Annotated in this window: 14 protein-coding genes and 1 pseudogene; 12 read left to right on the forward strand and 3 right to left on the reverse strand. The window is 44.2% G+C overall.

The annotated features are described in order from the left end of the window. The first annotated feature begins 607 nt into the window (after nucleotides 1–607). From MMY95_RS16100 to MMY95_RS12385, 7 genes and pseudogenes are all read left to right on the forward strand, one after another. Nucleotides 608–1,251, forward strand: a pseudogene (locus tag MMY95_RS16100) (WxL domain-containing protein). Nucleotides 1,252–1,324: 73 nt separating this feature from the next. Beyond that, entirely contained in the window at nucleotides 1,325–2,368 is a 1,044-nt protein-coding gene (locus MMY95_RS12360; protein WP_003646062.1) for a DUF916 and DUF3324 domain-containing protein, read from the forward strand. Nucleotides 2,369–2,449: 81 nt separating this feature from the next. Beyond that, on the forward strand, nucleotides 2,450–2,827 hold the full coding sequence (locus MMY95_RS12365; protein ID WP_015380863.1) for an LPXTG cell wall anchor domain-containing protein: 378 nt from the start codon (nucleotides 2,450–2,452) through the stop codon (nucleotides 2,825–2,827). Further along, nucleotides 2,824–4,332 carry a cell surface protein gene (locus MMY95_RS12370; RefSeq protein WP_003642238.1) on the forward strand — a complete coding sequence of 503 codons (1,509 nt, stop codon included), beginning with the start codon at nucleotides 2,824–2,826 and terminating at the stop codon, nucleotides 4,330–4,332. The genes MMY95_RS12365 and MMY95_RS12370 overlap by 4 nt, the downstream gene beginning before the upstream one ends. 441 nt (nucleotides 4,333–4,773) lie before the next feature. After that, nucleotides 4,774–5,739, forward strand: coding sequence for an ABC transporter substrate-binding protein (locus tag MMY95_RS12375; RefSeq protein ID WP_015825908.1), 966 nt, complete (start codon nucleotides 4,774–4,776; stop codon nucleotides 5,737–5,739). 17 nt (nucleotides 5,740–5,756) lie between these two features. Continuing rightward, nucleotides 5,757–6,758 (forward strand): ABC transporter permease, encoded by a 1,002-nt coding sequence (locus MMY95_RS12380; RefSeq protein WP_003646058.1) that lies wholly within the window; start codon nucleotides 5,757–5,759, stop codon nucleotides 6,756–6,758. Then, the gene (locus MMY95_RS12385; protein ID WP_015825906.1) at nucleotides 6,655–7,428 is read left to right on the forward strand and encodes an ATP-binding cassette domain-containing protein; all 774 of its coding nucleotides are present in this window, start codon (nucleotides 6,655–6,657) and stop codon (nucleotides 7,426–7,428) included. Before MMY95_RS12380 ends, MMY95_RS12385 begins: the two co-directional genes overlap by 104 nt. 545 nt (nucleotides 7,429–7,973) lie before the next feature. On the opposite strand, the gene nagE is transcribed toward MMY95_RS12385, so the two are convergent. After that, on the reverse strand, nucleotides 7,974–9,956 hold the full coding sequence (gene nagE, locus MMY95_RS12390; protein WP_053267217.1) for an N-acetylglucosamine-specific PTS transporter subunit IIBC: 1,983 nt from the start codon (nucleotides 9,954–9,956) through the stop codon (nucleotides 7,974–7,976). A 351-nt stretch (nucleotides 9,957–10,307) separates the two neighbouring features. On the opposite strand from nagE, the gene MMY95_RS12395 reads away from it, so the two are divergent. The 5 genes from MMY95_RS12395 to MMY95_RS12415 all read left to right on the forward strand — a co-directional run bounded on the left by MMY95_RS12395 (nucleotide 10,308) and on the right by MMY95_RS12415 (nucleotide 15,407). After that, the gene (locus MMY95_RS12395; RefSeq protein WP_003646055.1) at nucleotides 10,308–10,961 is read left to right on the forward strand and encodes a nitroreductase family protein; all 654 of its coding nucleotides are present in this window, start codon (nucleotides 10,308–10,310) and stop codon (nucleotides 10,959–10,961) included. Between the two features lie 126 nt (nucleotides 10,962–11,087). Next, the gene (locus tag MMY95_RS12400) at nucleotides 11,088–11,897 is read left to right on the forward strand and encodes a Cof-type HAD-IIB family hydrolase (protein ID WP_003646054.1); all 810 of its coding nucleotides are present in this window, start codon (nucleotides 11,088–11,090) and stop codon (nucleotides 11,895–11,897) included. 5 nt (nucleotides 11,898–11,902) lie between these two features. Then, nucleotides 11,903–12,844 (forward strand): LacI family DNA-binding transcriptional regulator, encoded by a 942-nt coding sequence (locus MMY95_RS12405; protein ID WP_202861153.1) that lies wholly within the window; start codon nucleotides 11,903–11,905, stop codon nucleotides 12,842–12,844. A 249-nt stretch (nucleotides 12,845–13,093) separates the two neighbouring features. Then, entirely contained in the window at nucleotides 13,094–13,621 is a 528-nt protein-coding gene (locus tag MMY95_RS12410) for a MarR family transcriptional regulator (RefSeq protein WP_003646052.1), read from the forward strand. 28 nt (nucleotides 13,622–13,649) lie between these two features. Beyond that, nucleotides 13,650–15,407, forward strand: a complete 1,758-nt coding sequence (locus tag MMY95_RS12415; protein ID WP_241277679.1) for an ABC transporter ATP-binding protein — start codon at nucleotides 13,650–13,652, stop codon at nucleotides 15,405–15,407. Between the two features lie 488 nt (nucleotides 15,408–15,895). Here MMY95_RS12415 and MMY95_RS12420 read toward each other — a convergent pair whose 3' ends face one another. Further along, nucleotides 15,896–16,414: a hypothetical protein gene (locus MMY95_RS12420; protein WP_016527312.1), complete on the reverse strand. Its 519-nt coding sequence runs from the start codon at nucleotides 16,412–16,414 to the stop codon at nucleotides 15,896–15,898. Nucleotides 16,415–16,470: 56 nt separating this feature from the next. After that, a complete protein-coding gene (locus MMY95_RS16105; RefSeq protein ID WP_016511622.1) occupies nucleotides 16,471–18,675 on the reverse strand; it encodes a glycoside hydrolase domain-containing protein in 2,205 nt (734 codons plus the stop codon). Between the last annotated feature and the right edge of the window lie 623 nt (nucleotides 18,676–19,298).

The following is a 19,298-nucleotide window of genomic DNA, read 5'->3' on the forward strand; positions in this document are numbered from 1 at the left end:
CCGGTATGGGTTTATTTTTTTACTTTGTGTTGCATTTCAATTGTAAATTCGCCGGTCACAAAAAAGATTCAGGATGATTCAATCCTGAGTCTTTTTTTTCGACGTATTGTTACTTAAGGCTGCGGTCGACTGAATGTTTTATAGACAGGACATTCGCTAGCTAATGGGAAATTACGGCAACTAACTAGTACTTGTGAGGAGTAGTGATAACTGATTGGATTCGTTATTACCATGCGGTTTTGAGCGGTACACACAAATTTAAGACCGGATAATAAAATTGATAGCAAACCGAGACTGATCAAGAAGAACGAGACTGACTTGAACGTCACAATAAAAAAATTATTATTAATTGGATTAAATCCCTATCTGTTGTTTTATTAATGTTGTACAAGTATTAGAAAAACAGCGGATAGAACGTTTTTTAATGTAAAAATGATGAAACAAAAAATTAATACTGCATACAAAATACGGCCGGAACAGTTGACCTGGTTGATTTTCACTGGTTAACAAAGAAGCAACTCAAAGATTAAGGGGTTGTAATTGTTGGAAAGTGTGGTAAATTATTAGTGCAGTTAATGAATTAGGCAAACTAAAGGGGATGCACGATATGAAAAAAGTAGTAGGCAGTTTACTCATGACCAGTACCATTTTATTGGGGGCCTTAACGCCAATCGTTGGTCACGCGGCCGATGGTGAAAATCGGAGTGGGACGACGAATGCAACGGCAACGTTTACGGCAAATACCACTAATCCAGTTGATCCGGTCGATCCGACTGACCCAACGAAACCACTTGACCCTAAGCCTGGTGATGGCGATAACGGTGCCAATTCCGGTGCTGGTTTGTCACTGATCAACGCGGGACGGATGCGGGTTGGACATTGAGTGTTGCCGCTGCGGATGGCACGGATGGTAACTTAAGTACGCTTAAGGGGGCCACGGTCTCCTTACCTGCAGGGACGGTCATTTCTTCCGGATCGGAAGCTAGCAACGGCAGTACCGGTGGTAATGGTGCGGCCGGACAAGCTGTTGAACTTGACTTAGGTAGTCAAGCTTCAACTAGTGCCGGGGCGTCCTTTACGGGGACAACTTCTGGGAATGTCATGACAGCAGCGGATAAGAGTGGGGCGGGGATTACGTCTGACTTGCTTGATCCGGCTGCAGTCAAGTTGAACGTCGTGGCTAACACGGCGGCCGCTACGACTTACAAGGGCGTCCTAAATTGGACATTAACATCATCAGCAGATAATTAAATTAATGAACTTGGAGATGACCACGTAATAGTGGGCGTCTCTTTTACATAATAATCGACGGGGGGACGCAATAATGAAGAAAATGATGCGGTGGTTAGGGGCCATCTTAGTGATGATCAGCGGCTTGTCCGCGGTGGTTCCAGCACAGGCAGCCAATACGGACACCAGTAATAATATTGGTTTTAGTGTCGCGGCCCAAACGCCGAAAAACCAAATTGATAAACAGGCAACGTTTTTTGACCTCAAAATGACGGCAGGGCAGACCCAAACGTTGCAGACGCGAATCTATAATACGACTAACCGGGATATCCGCGTTGCAATGGGGATTCATACGGCATATACCAACAGTGGCGGCGCAATTGAATACGTGACCCCGGCGAAAAAGTATGATGCCTCACTGCAGTATCGGGTCGACCAATTGACTAAAATCAAGGGGCCAACGACGGTGACAGTTCCAGCCAACGGTTCTAAGCTGGTCAGTGCCCAAACGACCATGCCGACTAAGGATTTTAACGGTGCCCTGTTAGGTGGTTGGTATTTTAAACGCGTCGATCAAAAGGTCACTGGTGAAGTGAAGGGTGCTACGAATATTAGCAGTGAATATTCTTATGTGGTGGGCATCAAGTACAGCTTAGGGACTGCGCCCACGCCCGTCTTGAAACTAAGCGATGTCGCTGCTGGAATGGTTAATTATCACCGGAGTATCGTGGTGACGTTACGCAATACTGCAGCAGTGATGATACCACGGGTTACCATGAAGACGACGGTCACAGCCAAAGATAGTGGCAAAACCGTCGTAAAGGCGACCAAACAAGGCGTGATGTTGGCGCCTAATACGACGTTTAATTACCCATTGTTACTCAACAAACAGAAGCTTCAAGCGGGGACGTATCATTTACACTTGGTTGCGCACAACAGCGCTCATAAGTGGACTTTTGACCGCGACTTCAAGATTAGTGCCGCCACGGCTAAGACGTATAACCAGGATACGGTTGATGATAACGGCATCAGTATCTGGTGGTTGATTGGTCTGGGCGCACTGGGCATGTTGATTGTAGTCTTACTGATTTTGTGGTTAGTGCTTTTCTTGAAGAAGCGGCGGCAATCCCAAGATTAACAGCAATCGGCTCGGTGTTTAGTTTGGGACTGCTAAGCGTCATGAACAATTAGTAGCTGGGTAAAAAAGGGGGACTGACAAATGATACGATGGCTGTTGATACGGGGCTTACTGGGCTTATTAATCGGCCTAGGACCATCCATCGGGGGAGCTGCTCAGACGGTGGGCACTTCGTCGACACAAATACAGTTCTATACGTCACGTTCAGCGGACAAACAAACGCCTACGACGGTGCAACAAATTCCGCAGGGCGACGTTGTGTACGCAACGAAGGCTGTCAAAGCCACGCCCAATCGCTTTGTCGGTCAGTGGCAACAGGTACTAGCAACGGGCCGTTTGCCCCAAACCGGGGTCCAAGCGAATCACTATTATCAGTGGCTCGGGTTCCTGACCTTAATGGCACTCTTATTAGGGTGGCAGGTGCTTAAGTTAATGCGTGAAAGGGGGGCGAACACGTGAAACGACTGCGGCATATTAAGCTAGGCATGCTGTTACTGAGCTGCTTAGCGTTTATCAGCATGCTAGCGATTACGAGTCAGGCAGCGGCGCCCGTGACGTCTGCGACAACGACAATCGCTAATTCGAGTAATAAGTACTACACTTACTTTAATAGCGGTGATGTCGTTGGGTTCAATATCTCGGGTGGAATTGGGATATATCCAAGCTTAACCAAAGTGACGGCCAACTATGCGGATCAGGGACGTATATCGACTAAGACTACCACAATAACGTTGACCTTTAGTGGTTCGTTGTTTGCGAATAGTTCGGAGATTAAAACGCTATATTACGATGTCTTTTATAAGCAAGCAACCGAAGAATTTGGAACTTCACTAGTGACCAAGACTCCGACAAATATGGCGACTGGTTCTAGTACGGTATCGATGAATACTAGCAAGACTTTGACAGTCGATATGAGTAAGTTAAAGGATAATTTGCCAGTATATATTGGGTTTCGATTAACTACAGTAAAGGGTGAGACATCCACGTACCGCTTGGCAGTGTTTAATCGGATTAGCCTTAATACGACGCTGAATACGCCAACAACGACGGATACCACTCTGACAGGAACTGGGATTGCCGGTAATACCGTCAGCACGACAATTAATGGTAAGTCGTACACGGCGACAATCGGTAGTGATGGCAAATATGAAATTAAGTTAAATGATGGCCTCAGTGGGGTCACTTCAGTCACAGTAACGCAGACGGGAGAAGCCGATTATGGCGAATCCGAATCGGTGACTAAGGACGTGACGATACCACCGCTGACAATCAAAAGTAGCAGTACAGCGGTGAATTTGTCCGTGAGTGATCTAGCGGCGTTGACGTCTGATAGCGATGCTGTTAATTGGTTAGTTAAGCAGGCTGGCGTGGTTGCGACGAATCCTAGTAACGCTAATGACACGATGACTTATCATGCAAGTGAGAGCGGTCTGGTCGCGTTATTCAAGGGGCTCGCTGATAATCAGAGTACCACGGTCCACATCTATGCGACGAGCGCCAGCGGCTTAACATCTGATAAAATTGCGCTACAAGTAACTAAGTTAGCAGGGACGCTGTCGTTTGGTCAATTAACGACCAATATGAGCTTCGGCGATTTAAAGGTGCCGTTGACACCACAAGTCTATCAACCGACTAATCCACTAGCCATCAGTGTGACTGATACCCGGGCGACCGGGGCTAAGTGGTATTTGTACGTTAGTGCCACGCCGCTGACATCGACAACGGTCAGTGGACGGACGTTGAAGGGCGATTTGGTTTACCGTGATGGTAGTGCACAGACCGTCTTAACGAATCAAGCGACGTTGGTCCAACAGGGACAAAAAGTCGCGGGGACGACCGATACGGTAGTCACTGACGATTGGTCGACAACGAAGGGAATCGGATTATCAGCGCAACCAGGTATTTACGCTGATACTTATCAAGGTACCTTGAGTTGGACTCTGAGTGATACGCCAGATAAATAAGTTAGCGTGTATCAGTTGGGTGACGGGGACTTTGACCAATTGCACTTAAATTTTTTACTGGTTCGCAGTTGACAAGTTAGGTGTCGTCATGGTTTACTATTAGCTATAAATTGAAACGGAGGATGACTAATATGTCATTAGCAACTAACCTTCAATTAAATAATCAATTTGCCTTTAGCTTTTTCTTTAGATAGCGTTTGTATTCGTTTGATGGATACAAGCGCACGCAACGCGTTTGTATCTATCGAGAGCTAAAGTTATTCAACATGACTTAAACGCCAGGTAGATGCAGGGACAATCTATCTGGAAAAATATCGGGCCCGATAAAACACCAGTTAGATTCTTCCCAGAATCTAACTGGTGTTTTTTGTTTTCAGTCCGGTTCATCAAGACGTTGATGAACGTTGGGCGAACCAGACAATTTTTAAGGAGCGTTTCAAGATGAAAAAAACAACTTTAGGGGTATTAATTTTAGGTGCTGGGTTACTATTAGCTGGTTGTGGCAAACAAGCAACGAGTGGTCAGCAAAGCGTGTCGGTGGGCATCTTACAGGTGGTTCAACATGGTTCACTAGACCAAGCGCGCAAGGGCTTCAAAGCCGGATTACAAAAAGAATTAAAAGCGCATAACAGTAAAATAACGGTCAAGTATCACTATCTAAATGCACAGGGTGATCAGAGTAATTTGAATACAATGAGCCAACAACTCGTCCAACAGAAAAATGATTTGTTAGTTGGCATCGCAACGCCAGCTGCTCAGGCATTAGCCAAGAAAACGACGACGGTGCCGACCTTGGTTACGGCCGTAACCGATTTGAAAGCGGCGGGGTTGGTGAAAAGTGATACGAAGCCCCAAACTAATGTGAGCGGCACGAGCGATTTAATGCCCGTCGGCAAACAATTACAGTTATTGAAGAATATGAGTACAGGTTATAAACCGTTGGGGATTATGTATAACTCGTCAGAAGAAAATTCAGTGCTACAAGTCAAGTTGGCGAAGGCTTACGCGAAAAAGCACGGTATCAACTTAAAGGTCGTTAGCGCAACGAGTACTAATGACGTTGCCAGTGTTTTGGCCGGTTTGACGGGTAAAATATCTGGCCTTTACTTACCAACCGATAATTTGATGGCGAGTGCGATGAAGACGATTGGTCAGAAGACCAAGGCTGCAAAGCTACCAGTGGTAACGGGTTCGATTGAAATGGCTGAAGATGGCGGGACTGCGACGTATGGTCTTAACTATTACGAATTAGGTGAACAGACTGGAAAAATGGCTTACCAAGTCTTAATCAAGAAGCAAAAGCCGCAAACAATGGCGGTTCAAACAGCTGACAAGTTACACCTCTACGTCAATAAAGCGAATGCTAAGGCAATCGGCTTACAACCAAGTACAATCAAGCAACCATAAGAGGGGAGCGAGGTAATATGTTAATCACGAGTATTGGACAAGGTTTATTATGGGCGCCACTGGTTATCGGGGTGTTCCTCACTTTCAGAATTTTAAACATCCCTGATTTGACCACCGAGGGTAGTTTTCCATTAGGGGCTGCCGTGACGATTAGTAGCATGTTGGCCGGACAGTCAGCTATCGTGGCGAGTTTATTAGGATTTGTCGCCGGATGTTTGGCCGGTTGGGTCACGGGGGTATTAGATACTAAGCTTAAAATGCCGTCATTATTGGCCGGAATTCTGACGATGACGGGACTATATTCCATCAACATGCACATTATGGGCAAAGCGAATATTCCCTTGCTTGACCAGAAAACGTTGATGGGATGGTTACCAGCGAGCTGGTCTTTGAATTTACAAACCATCGTGATTGGGTCTGTGGTTACGCTGGTCGTCCTGGCCGGGTTGATTTGGTTATTCCAGACGCGTTTGGGACTATCTTTGATGGCAACGGGTAATAATCCTGCGATGAGTGCTGCGAATGGAATCTATACCGATCGGATGGTCATTATTGGCTATATGTTATCTAACGGTTTGATTGCTTTATCGGGTGGTCTGATTGCACAGAGTAACGGTTACGCGGATATTGGGATGGGAATTGGGACGATTGTCATCGGGCTGGCTTCAGTCCTGGTTGGTGAAATCTTCTTACATGGTCGTCAAATCTGGGTCCGTTTGACTGGAATGGTCGTGGGCGCCATTATCTATCGTTATTTGTTGACTTTGGCAATGGGCTTAGGTTTCCCCGTCAATGACTTAAAGATTTTATCAGCGGCGATTCTTGTCATCGTCATCTGCTTGCCACTATTACAAAATAAATACCGGACAAAACGGCAGTTACGCCGGTACCTTAAAGAGATTGGAGTCGATCAACATGCCACAACCAACTATTCTGAACGTCCAACACTTGCAAAAAGTCTTCTTTCCCGGAACCAGCAACGAGCGGCACGTCTTAAAGGACGTGAATCTAACGATTGAACCTGGCGAATTTGTGGCGGTTATTGGGAACAACGGCGCCGGCAAGTCGACCTTGCTCAATACGATTGCAGGAACGTTAAATACGGATGCTGGAGAGATTACACTAGCCAATCATCGTGTGACCAATCGTCCCGTTGCGTATCGGTCACGGTGGGTGGCCCGGGTGTTCCAAGATCCTAAGTTGGGTACCGCTGGCGAACTAAGTGTGGCCCAGAATCTCACGTTAGCCCAACGTCATACGGGGAGCTTGAGTCTGCGCCGTTATCGCCAACGTGGACAGGAAGAACGATACTTAAGGTTGCTGGCTAGTCTTAATATGGGGTTAGAAGCGCGACTGAATACGCAAGTGAAGTATTTATCCGGGGGGCAACGGCAAGCCTTATCCTTACTGATGGCCACCTTGAGCCAACCAGAGCTGTTGTTGCTGGATGAGCATACGGCGGCGCTTGACCCGAAGACGAGTGCGGAAGTGATGGCGCTGACCCAACAAATCGTGACGGCCAATCATCTGACAACGATGATGATTACGCACAAAATGAGCGATGCGTTGACATACGGCGACCGGCTAGTGATGGTACAGGATGGTCAGATCAAGTTGGACGTGCGTGGTGCCGAAAAGCAAGCATTGCGGACGGATGACTTGGTGACGATGTTCGCAGCTGAGGTGTGAGGCTGTCGTTGCAAAAAACGACTTGCAACGGCCGATGATCAGTTAGCAGGTCATTATCTTACTTAACGAATTTCGCAATCAAATAAATGATCAGTCCTAAACTGATGAGACCACCGATGATAGATATAATGAAAATTAAATCGCCAAAATACATTGGTTTTCCTTTCTAGCTTAGCGCATGCTGAGCAATACCAAAATATAATTATTGTAGGTTCGGTTAGTCACCGCTTCGTGCAAATCATGATTAAGGCGTGCTGTTAGTTTAGATTGCAGTTCATCAACACGTGTTCGTCCGACTTCCGAGGCTAGGTGACAATCGTTTTAGCATACCATATTAGTTTCGTGGCGATAATATTCATATGACGTATAATTCTGGAAAAATAAGTTAATTGAATAATCCATAATTGCCGGTAAACGTTGCTAAATGGCGAATGAGTTACGTTAAGGGAAATTTAAAGAATTGTCCGGCGACTAGATTATCGAAAATAGCCCTCTGCGTATCAAATACGTAGGGGGCTATTCATATAATTGGCGCATGTAACAAGTTATTTCGTCGTGACCAACATAATCTCATCACTGACTTTGACTTGGTTGGTCAACATCTTGAATTTCATCAAATTGACAGCATCCATGTTAGTGATGATAACCATCATGGTTGTGGCCTTACCAGCAGCCTTAATCGCTGCCAGGTCAGCTTTGGCAACTACTTCGCCATGGTGAACGGGTTGACCGGTTTGGACTAGTACTTCAAAGGGAGCACCGTTCAACTCAACGGTATCAATACCCATATGCAGCAGAATTTCTAACCCTGAATCGGTTTTAAAACCGATTGCATGCTTGGTAGGAAAGACGGTGCTGACCGTCCCGTCGACCGGCTTCGTAATCGTCCCGTCTGCGGGATCAATTGCGAAGCCATCGCCCAACATCTTCTTAGCAAATGTGTTGTCGGCGACGTTTTCAATATCTACGTACTGACCGTTAGCGACGCTGTAAAAGTCGGTGGTCACACCACTAGTGATATTAGTCGCAGTTGGTGCTGTCGCAACAGCTTCATCGCTAGTCGTGGTCTTAGTAATGGGTGCGTTCGTGAGCTTTAAGTGGCTCAACACGTCGGCGACGAATTGGACTTCGGTCCCAATAATGATTTGTAGATTATGGTCGTCTAATTTGTTAATACCAGCAGCACCACTGTGTTTGATAGCGGCTTCATTAATGGTTGACGTATCGGCTAATTGCAATCGGAGACGGGTCGTGCAGTTATCGACAACCGTTAAATTATCGGCACCACCGAGCGCAGCGTAAATTTGCTTGGCTTGACGTGTGTATTTGTCATCATCCGCATCAGTGGCGATGGCTAAATCATCGGCATCATCGGCTGTCACTGGTTCGCGGCCCGGTGTCATCAAATGGAACTTCTTGATTGCGAAGTCAAAGCCAAAGTAGTAAATGACGGCTAGAACCAATCCTTGTAAGATTAACATTAAAGGTTGATTAGCAATCGGGTTTTTAAGGCTTAAAATGTAGTCAACTAACCCGGCGGAGAAGGCAAAACCGGCTGTCCAGTGCATGAAGGCAGCAAAGGCTAGCGATAAACCAGTGAAGATTGCGTGTAAAACATAGAGTGGCCAAGCTACGAACATAAATGAGAACTCTAATGGTTCGGTCACACCGGTAAAGAAGGACGCAAACGCACCGGCCATCATCAGGGATGCTGTTTCAACTTTACGTTCTGGTAACGCATTGCGGTAAATCGCGTAGGCCCCAGCTGGTAAACCAAACATCATGACTGGGAAGAAACCAGCTTGGTACATCCCAGTCACACCCTTGATCCCCTTGTGTGCTAAGAATTTACCAATATCATTGATGCCAGCAACGTCAAACCAGAAAACGGAGTTGAGTGCTTGGTGCAACCCAGTTGGAATCAATAGGCGGTTGAAGAAGCCATAGAGACCGGCCCCAACGGCACCGAGACCCACGATGAATTTGCCAAAGGTAACTAATGCATCATAGACGGGCGGCCAAACAATGAGAAGCGCAACGCTGACTAATAACATGGTCAGCGCGGCTAAGATTGGGACTAGACGTTTACCACTGAAAAATGAAAGAGCCATCGGTAGTTTGGTCTCGTGGAAGCGATTGTAAAGAGCTGCGGCAATCAGACCAGAGATGATCCCAATGAAGACGTTGCCAATTTGACCAAACGCTGGATTAACAGTGGCTACCTTGATATTCAAGAGTGTGGCGACCGATTCTGGTTTTAAAACGTTAGTTGGTAATTCAAAGGCAACTAAACCAGCAAGAGCGGCTGCGCCATCTTTATCTTTTGACATACCGAGTGCCAAACCAACTGCAAATAGTAGTGGTAATTGGCTCAGAACAGCGTTACCACCGGCTTGTAAGAAGTGTGCGACGATGTCGTTACTAGCAGATGCCCACCAGTTACCAATTCCCACAAGTAAAGCTGCTGCGGGTAGAACGGCAACGGGTAATTGCAGTGAACGGCCCATACGTTGCAAATAATTCTTCATGTACAAAATCCCCCTAAAAAGATAGTTTTGAATAAGTGCAACCATTGTTGTACGGTGGTGAAAGCGCTATTACAACCGCTTTTTATTGGTATAGTCCATTGGCTTAATAAGATTAACAGTACAATTGGGAGTGGTCTAATATAAATACAAATACGGAACTACAAGTCCGACAAGCATAAGTAATACTGGTATAAACGATGACCCCAGGTAATGAGCATAAAAAATAAATATTGGTCGGAATAATAGGTGCTAATGATAGCGATTTCAAAATAATTGTGAAAACAAATACAAAATCAGTTATAATAAGACTGATTAATGAATTTGTTACTTTTAAAAAAGGAGTTGTTTAGGATGCCAACAACCATGACGACTAATATTAAAAATAATGATTTTAAAGACGTGGTGTTTAACCGCCAATCAGTACGGCAGTTTGATCCGACTGTCAAAATTGACCGTGAAGAATTGCAAACGATTATTGATGAGACAATCAGTGCACCATCAGCATGCAACTTGCAATCCTGGCACTTTGTGGTTGCCGATAGTGCGGACGGTAAGGCGAAAGCAAAGTCGGTTTTAATGCCGTTTAATTATCCACAAATTGATTCTTGCTCAGCCATGATTTTTGTCCTAGGCGATACGCAATCGCATTTGGTCTATCGGGACGTGTGGAATAAAGCTTGTGAAGAAGGACGCATTACCCCGGAAAAGCGGGATCAAATCTTCAAGACGTTCTTACCAATGTATGAAAATGCGAGTCCAGAATTTCTACAAGCCGATGCGATGATTGATAGTAGTATGGCCGCAATGCAATTACTATTGATTGCCCGCGCACATGGCTATGATGCTAATCCAATTGCGGGTTATGCGGCAGATAAAGTCGCGACGACCTTTGGCTTGGATGCCAAGCGCTATGTACCAGTGATGGCTATAGCACTTGGCAAGGCGGCTAGCGAACCGATCACGACAACGCGTTACGCTGGTACGCAGGTTACCGAATTCATTTAATTGAGCTAACCTTTTTAACTCGCGAAAATATCGCGAGTTTTTTTGTCATCGGGCTTGTTCTCGAACGCGTTTGAGCAGGTATACTAAGGGTAAGATTAATAAAATAATTGACGGGAGTACATTGGCATGATTAATTATTTGTTTTCAGATTTAGATGGGACGCTATTGAATTCTCAAGGAATTGTGAGTCCACAAACTGTTCAAGCAGTGCGAGAAAGTGGCTTACCAATGACGCTTGTATCAGCTCGCGCACCTATTGAAATGCGTGATACAATTCAGGCACTAGGGTTAACAGGTCCCCAGATTGGCTTTAATGGTGGTTTGATTTTTGAATATTGTCAGAATCAAGTTAAGGCGTTACAAGCAGCCCCGTTAGATCAGAAATTAGCATTACAAGTGCTCGAGTTTGTTAAGACGGAGTCGCCGACAGTTAGCCTGAGCTGTTACACGCAAACGGATTGGGTGACGGAAAAAGTTGATGCTGGGACTCGTACAGAACAGCAGCTGACGGGACAAATAGTAACACCGATTACGAGTTATACAGATCACTTTCGGCAATATCCTGCAGCTATTTTTAAAATTATGATTATGACCTTAGACAAACATGTTATGGCAACACTCGCAATGGCCCTTAAACAATTGGTCGGTAGTTACGCTAGTGTTAAATTATCTGGACAGACGTATTTAGAAGTAACTAGTGCTCAGGCACAAAAGTCTCGTGGAATTGCATTTATTAAAGAACGATATCATTTAACAACTAATGAGATAGCTGCCTTTGGTGATGGTGAAAACGATTTGCCAATGCTGAGGGCGGTTGGTTTACCAATTGTAATGGGCAATGCTGATTCAACTATTCAGCAATATGGGCATCGTGTGACCAAACGTAATGATGAAGATGGCGTGGCTTACGCCTTGTCACATTTAATCGGGAGGTAATATTGATGACGAACATTCATGATATTGCCCGTTTGTCTGGTTATTCAGTTTCCACCGTTTCGCGCGTACTGAATCATCAAAATTATGTTTCTGCCAAAACTCGTGGAGATATTGAAGCGGTAATCAACAAATTAGATTATGTTCCAAACGCCGTAGCTCGTAACCTGAGTCGGGGGGCAACGTTAACTATTGGAGTTGTGCTGCCGCATGTTGATCATCCATACTTTACTCAACTGTTACATGGAATTATGCGAGCTGCTTTTGCTGCGAATTATCACATTGTATTACTACCATCCAAATGGGACTCGCAATTAGAGTTGAAATACTTGGAGGCACTCCGTCAGCATGCTTATGATGCACTGATTTTTACATCCCACGGGTTGCCATTAAAAAAACTTGCAGTTTATCAGCGTTACGGACGAATCGTATTGTGTGAAAATCCCCATGACTATTCTTTACCAGCTGCCTATGCCCAGCGTACAGCGACGTATGTTGAGGCGTTTACGTATTTAAAACAGCGACATCATCAGCGAATCGCGATATTAACAAGTCGACCGCTGGAGGTTAGTGCCACGACACAGGCGATGGTTGGGGCCTATGAACAAGTTTATCAGCGGACATTGTCACCGAAGTTATTGTATACCGGAATCATTACGGCGGAAGATGGCGAGCATGCTGGAACCTATTTTGCCCAACTTACTGAACCAGTGACCGCGGTACTGACTAATGGTGATGACATTGCAGTGGGGATGCGTCGAGCTTATTTGGCTGCGCAACGGCCTGTTCCACTTTTGATTGGGCAGGAGCATCAGTTGTCTGGTGAAGTGTTGGGCATTCCAACCATTGATCATCATTTTGAAGTCGTGGGAGCTCGGGCATTAGAATTAGCAATCAGTGAACATCCGCAAAGTATTGTTTTGCCGGCCGAACTCATCATTAATAATTAATTACACTAAATTGAATAGTAATAAGTCCGCTCTTTCTGAGAACTGCTGGTCAGAAAGAGCGGACTTTTAAGTTATCGTGCAAATCGTAGTCTTGATAATTGAGGTAAAAGCAATATCGTTAATGATAGTTGCGGTGAAGTCGCAATTGGACAGGTAAAAAAATGTTTATATAATTAGTTAGTTTTTGTTGCATTTATCTAACTATCGTGCTAACATAAGCATCATTCAAATCAAGGAGGACAAAAATTCATGACAGTTAATAATCGTGATTTATTTAGTAGTTTTGGGAAGTTATTTCAAAATCGGGCCTTCGTCATGGCGGTTGCCCAACAATTTCATTTTGGAGACCATGGTTCTGAGCGTGGTCAAATGGGAATTTTACGGGTATTGGCGGATGCACCCGCTGGTTTAACCAATGCTGAGATTGCTGAGATCTTGGATATTCGACCAAGTTCAGTTAGTGCCACGTTGAATCGGTTAGAAGACGGGGGCTTGATTGAACGCGAACCAAGTGCGCATGACAAACGGGTGGTGATCGTCCGGTTAAGTGACCGTGGTCGTGAGATGGCGGACCATCGCGCGCAAGGAACGAGTGATTTAGCGGATCAGTTATTTGGTAATCTGACGGATGATGAGCGCGATCAGTTACAACATTTATTAGATAAGTTGCGGGCCAATGCGGATGACATCGATATTCAAGATTTAATGCAATTTGGTCAACAACACGGTTTTGGCCCACGTCCCGGTTGGGGTCATGGGCATCATTGGTTTAATTAAATTTTAGAAACACGAGGCATAAGAGCAGATGGAACGACCACAAGCAGCATACTCGCGTCCGGCGGGTGGTAAATTTGATTTAAAACAATTCTTACAGTTGATTCGGCACGCTAGCCCTCGTTATTGGCAACTCTGGTTGGGCTTGGCATTAGGCTTATTGGCGACTGGTGCGCAGTTGATGGTGCCCAAGTTTGCCCAAACGTTGATTAATGGGTTTAGTCACGGCGTTAATCAGACCTTACTAATTGGTGTGATTGGCTTATTCTTGATCAGTGCAGTCATTAGCGCGTTATCAGGTTCCTTATTGGGGATTTTTGGTGAAAATGTTGTCGCTAATTTACGGGGGACTTTAAGGCATAAATTAGTCCGGCTCCCGGTTCGCTACTTTGACAACGTTAAGACGGGTGAAATGACGTCGCGGTTGGTGAATGATTCGACGCAGATCAAAGACTTGCTCGCTAACGCATTTCCGCAAGTTGTGACGTCGCTGATGCAACTAGTTGGGGCCATCGCAATCATGGTCTTGATGGACTGGCGAATGACCTTGATTATGGTCTTGGCGATTCCAGCCGTTTTATTAGTCATGTTTCCAATCATGCGGCAGACGGGCAAGATTGGTCATGAACGCCAAGATGCTTTAGCTAATTTTAGCGGGACGGCAGAAGAAACGCTGAGTGAGATTCGCTTAGTGAAATCGTCCAATGCTGAACCAGTGGAAACAACGACTGGTGCACATCAGATTAAGACGTTGTATCGAATTGGACTACGCGAAGCCATTTATGATTCCATCTCAAGTCCAGTGATGACGGCAACGATGATGGCGTTATTCGTTGGGGTACTATTGTATGCGTCTGCGCGGGTTGCCAGTGGAACGATGACGATGGGGACTTTGGTCTCATTTTTAATGTATCTGTTCCAAATCATTGGCCCAGCTGGGATGCTTGGTCAGTTCTTCACCACGTTAGCAAAGGCCAGTGGCTCGACGGCCCGGATTCGGGAGTTGTTGAATGAACCAGAAGAACAATTGACGGTTGGTGTTGAACACGCAGTCGCCAATGAGACTTTGGCGATGCACCATGTTGACTTTGCCTATGATGATGATCAACAAATTTTACACGATGTCAGTTTTGAAGCTAAACCAAATACGGTGGTGGCGTTTGCGGGACCGTCTGGTGGTGGTAAGTCGACTATCTTTGGCCTTCTGGAACGTTATTATCAACCAACCGCTGGTGAAATTAGTATTGGCGAGCAAGATGTTAATGAACTAAGTCTCAATAGTTGGCGGTCACAAATCGGGTATGTCAGTCAAGACTCGGCAATCATGGCTGGCACGATTCGTCAAAACTTAACGTACGGTGCTGATCGGTTATACTCCGACAATGAGTTGTGGCACGTCTTAGAATTAGCTTCCGCGGCTGACTTTGTACGCGCCATGGCAGATGGCCTTGAGACGCAAGTTGGCGAACGTGGGGTTAAAGTCAGTGGTGGTCAACGGCAACGGTTAGCCATTGCACGGGCTTTTCTACGAGACCCCAAGATTCTAATGCTCGATGAAGCCACTGCTAGTCTGGATTCCGAATCGGAGGCGATGGTACAACAAGCCCTCGGCGAATTAATGAAGGGCCGGACGACCCTAGTGATCGCCCATCGGCTGAGCACAATCGTGGATGCGGATCAGATTTACTTCATTGAAGATGGGCATGTGAGTGGTTCAGGTACGCATCAAGAGCTGATGGCGAACGTCCCACTCTATCGGGATTACGTTAAAATTCAATTTAAAGATTAACTAAAAATAGTTGGTTACCGAGATATTGATGTATAGTATCCAACTGACTTGTTGATTTAATAGATATCAGATATTTTGGGAGATAGATTAGCTTAAATGAGTGATTGAGCCAGTTATTTCGCGATGGCTGGTATTTGAATGAAGACGCTGAATTTGGAAGCATGGAAATTATCAAAGCTCAATCTTTCCAAATGTAGGTGTTATAACTAAGATAGTTGCTGAGTTCGGATTGCTGATTTGAAAATCATATGCAACAACTGAATCATGCAAACACAGTTTGCCAATCAAAAGCGCACATTAAAAGGCCACCATTTCTGGTGACCTTTTAATTGTGATTCAGAAAGCTAGCTTTTAGATATGTAAGGCGAAAGGTGCCATCACTGGCGACCCTTCAATTTATTATTATAGCCAAGTCAATTTTCTGTCGTTAGACTGAATAGAGCATATTGATTTCTAGTGAAGATTATAATAGTGTTGCGCAGCAACTATTATCGGTTATGGCCGAAACAAACCATGTATGTCATTAATGAAATGCTAATAATCATGCCATCCACTAAAATAGTTTTAAGAAGAATCTGTTTAAGCCAGAAAACGTTAGCTGATGATAGTCGAAACTCTGAATACCCACTTTTATTTTGCTCCCAATAATTCCTCGTAAGTTTTGAAGTACGACTGAACCACCAAGTGAATCCATAAGCGGCGCAATTAATTATTGTGGCCTCCACTGGATATCCATTTGCCATTATGAAAATTTGTCCTCCAGTACTGAGAGCCGCTATGAAGCTACTAATAAAATAGCCGATTAGGTACTTCTTTGCTGTTGGATTATTTTTTAGTGGCTCTAATAAATATTTTTTTCTGGCGTTGATACGTGCTCGGAGGTTGAAGAAACTGGCTCGCATCTTAATGCTTGGCAAACAAAGAATAACTAGCCCTATTATAAAGAGATTTATTAACGCTATGAAAATCACAGTACTAAGAGTGTTTGCAACCGAGTTAGATTGCATTTGCATCCCCCTTACATGGTCTTAATTATAATTTTTGGTACTCAAAACCGTTATTATCAAGCAACAGCCGCTAACAAAGTGATAATGAACATCATCATAACTGCTAAGGACGATTCTGTTGAAGCTGGCGTGGGTGTGAATTGTAAATCTGGATGCAAGTTATTAATATAGTCTAGAGCATTTGCGGGAATACTCAAAATAGTCTTTAGATTATTATTATAATCAGTTGCCTGAGTTTGAGTAACATTAACTGGTAGGGGCGCTATGAATTCATGGAAGTGAATGTCAAGTGTAATTTCATATTCAATAGAATATGTTTTCCCATTGCTGGCAGTGTGCTCAAACGTTGATTTAATTTTCAGGGTAATCGTCATGAGAGAAGTTTTAATAGATGTATTACTTGAAATATCACCATTTTTTATGACACCCGCAATTTCGTTCATAGCATTTGTCATATCAGATGAACCTAATGCAGTTTCATTCTGTGTAAGTAACTCTTGGACTGCATCACTAACAGAAAAACTGGTACTACCATCATTTACCTTATATGTCGCTGACACGGTACCATCGTCGTCACTAATGCTTCCTTCTAAATCAACTTTTAAAGAAAAATCAGCAGCGGGTGTTGAAATTGTGTACGTGTCACTAAACGCTTCAACTGAGACGGATTTCACAAAATTAAAGTAAGTATTTGTATTGCCTAGTTTCTGAATAATTTCATTAATTGCGTCTAAATCATCGCTTCCACCAACGCTACTACCAGCTGAGAAGTCATCCACTGCCGTCGAGCGGCTACTGTTAGAAGCTACCTTATCAATGTAAAAATCATCAAAAGCAACCTCATTAAATTGGTCAAAGGCCCATTCACTGGGCATTGGAAACCCGAGATTACCCGAAAAGCCAGTAGACATATCGGATACAAAAGCTTTTTCGGCTAATCCATCCACAATAATCGTATTGGCGACGTTTCTTGTGGCGTAAATACCAACTTGAAACCCGAAACTACTGATCCCACTTGCCACGCCAGTGAAGTATGGTTCGACCGTACCAGCTATGTCACCATCCTGAATATCGACGTCCACGGCAAAGTAGATAATTGTATCATCCGGGAAACCTAATTGCATCGCTGCTAAGCCAGCTTTACGCCCATCACTACTGCCCTTAGTTTGAGTGAAGTAGTCTTCATCATCGGATGCACCGTCTTGATAAATAGGGAAAATTTTCAAACCAGCATTAGTTAATATACTGATTTCACTGGTGGTTAGGTTTTTATCAACCTCACTGCTTCCAGTACCGGCTGTCCCAGTTAAGTAGCGACCGATGTATTTGTAACCAGCAGAGCTAAGTGCGGCGGCTTCACTAGCATCAATTTGGTGAGATGTCTCGCAAGCAACAGCATCGCGGTCAGGGTTACCGGCAGAGGTTAGAAGACTCATGAAAACGTCCAATCCTGCTGATGCACCAGTTGTTTCTGGTAGGGCCATATCGTTTTCAAAAGTTGCTACTGAGCTTGATACATCTAAAGAATAACTGCCATCAAAAGCCCCCGTATACGCTTGATTATTTACATAAAGGCCCCATTGTAGTATACGAACAAGATTATTATTATCACCAGTCGAAACAGTTGGAGTCAGTTCTTGCGTCATTGGCCCATAAGTTCCAGAGGCAGTGTCGGTATCAAGTCCTTCTTCGGCTTGTAAAGCATAAATCAAAGCGGTGTTTGTATCGCGTTGATAAACGCCATCACAGGGTAGAATGCCAGTATAGGCGAGATAGTCATGATTTAATTGTTGTTGCATCGTACGGATCTTTTCATAGCCATCCGCAACCAGGGTGAAGGCGCTCATATTGAGTAGGGCAGCCATGAACTGAGAATCCAGGGTACCGGATGTATCACTTAATCCAGCGTATTCCTTCATGGTTGTAACTGCCGATACAGTATCGCTAGTGAACTCGCCATCAAAAGCGGCGGAATCAATGCCTTTACACCAGAAACCACCCTGTATAATATATGCGATATTACCAGAATAACCAGGTACAATATCATCAGCAATTTCATCAAAGAGCTTTGCAGTTGTTGGCCCAAAGTTATCAACTAAATCAGTGATTCCCAGTTCATACTGTAAACCACGAGTAAGACCGTAAATTGTGTCCCAGCCAGTAAGACCATTTTCTGGAACACTACCAAATCCAGCGACGTCACCGTACGTGGAGTTTAACCATTGTTGAGTATCTAATACTAGTTGATCAGCCGTAGACACGCCTCCGTAGATTTATTTTGATAAAGCTTTATTATGGACTGTTTCACCGGATAAACAAGTCTAGCTATAAAACATCACCTAAATTTCTTGGAATGTTCATAAATTCAAAACGTCATCTTTGGAAATTTAGTCATGCAATCTTCTATAATTGGATGGAAAAGGTGTTTTTATCAATAATTCAATGATGCAAGATTTGGAATTACTGTTGCCTATTCCCAAAAGTATGATAATTAAATCTAATGACCAAGAAATTACCGCATCCGTCACAGATTTAAATAACTGGCTATGCAAGGACTTGGAATGGAAAACTCCAAGTGAATTTTTTTCAGTAAGTGAACCCTTAAAATTGGACAATTTGTCATAGTAAAAAGGACTGCTTAACTTGATTTTAAGATTCGCTTAGCTTCTTTATTGAATAGGGTTCGAAAATATCTAGTTGGTCATAACACTACAATATAATAGTGATAAGTTGTTATTTCCATGAAAATAATCAGAAAGTATTTTAGGTTTAGTTTGCGGTCTGGTCTGTGATTTTCAATTGTTGGAACGGAACTGACATCGACTTAGACCGTTGTTTGTAGTTGATACAACTAGTTAAAGGGCATGAAAGATAATTGAAAACT

Origin of the sequence: Lactiplantibacillus sp. ME-2, from assembly GCF_022549155.1 — a bacterium.
Taxonomy (GTDB): domain Bacteria; phylum Bacillota; class Bacilli; order Lactobacillales; family Lactobacillaceae; genus Lactiplantibacillus; species Lactiplantibacillus plantarum.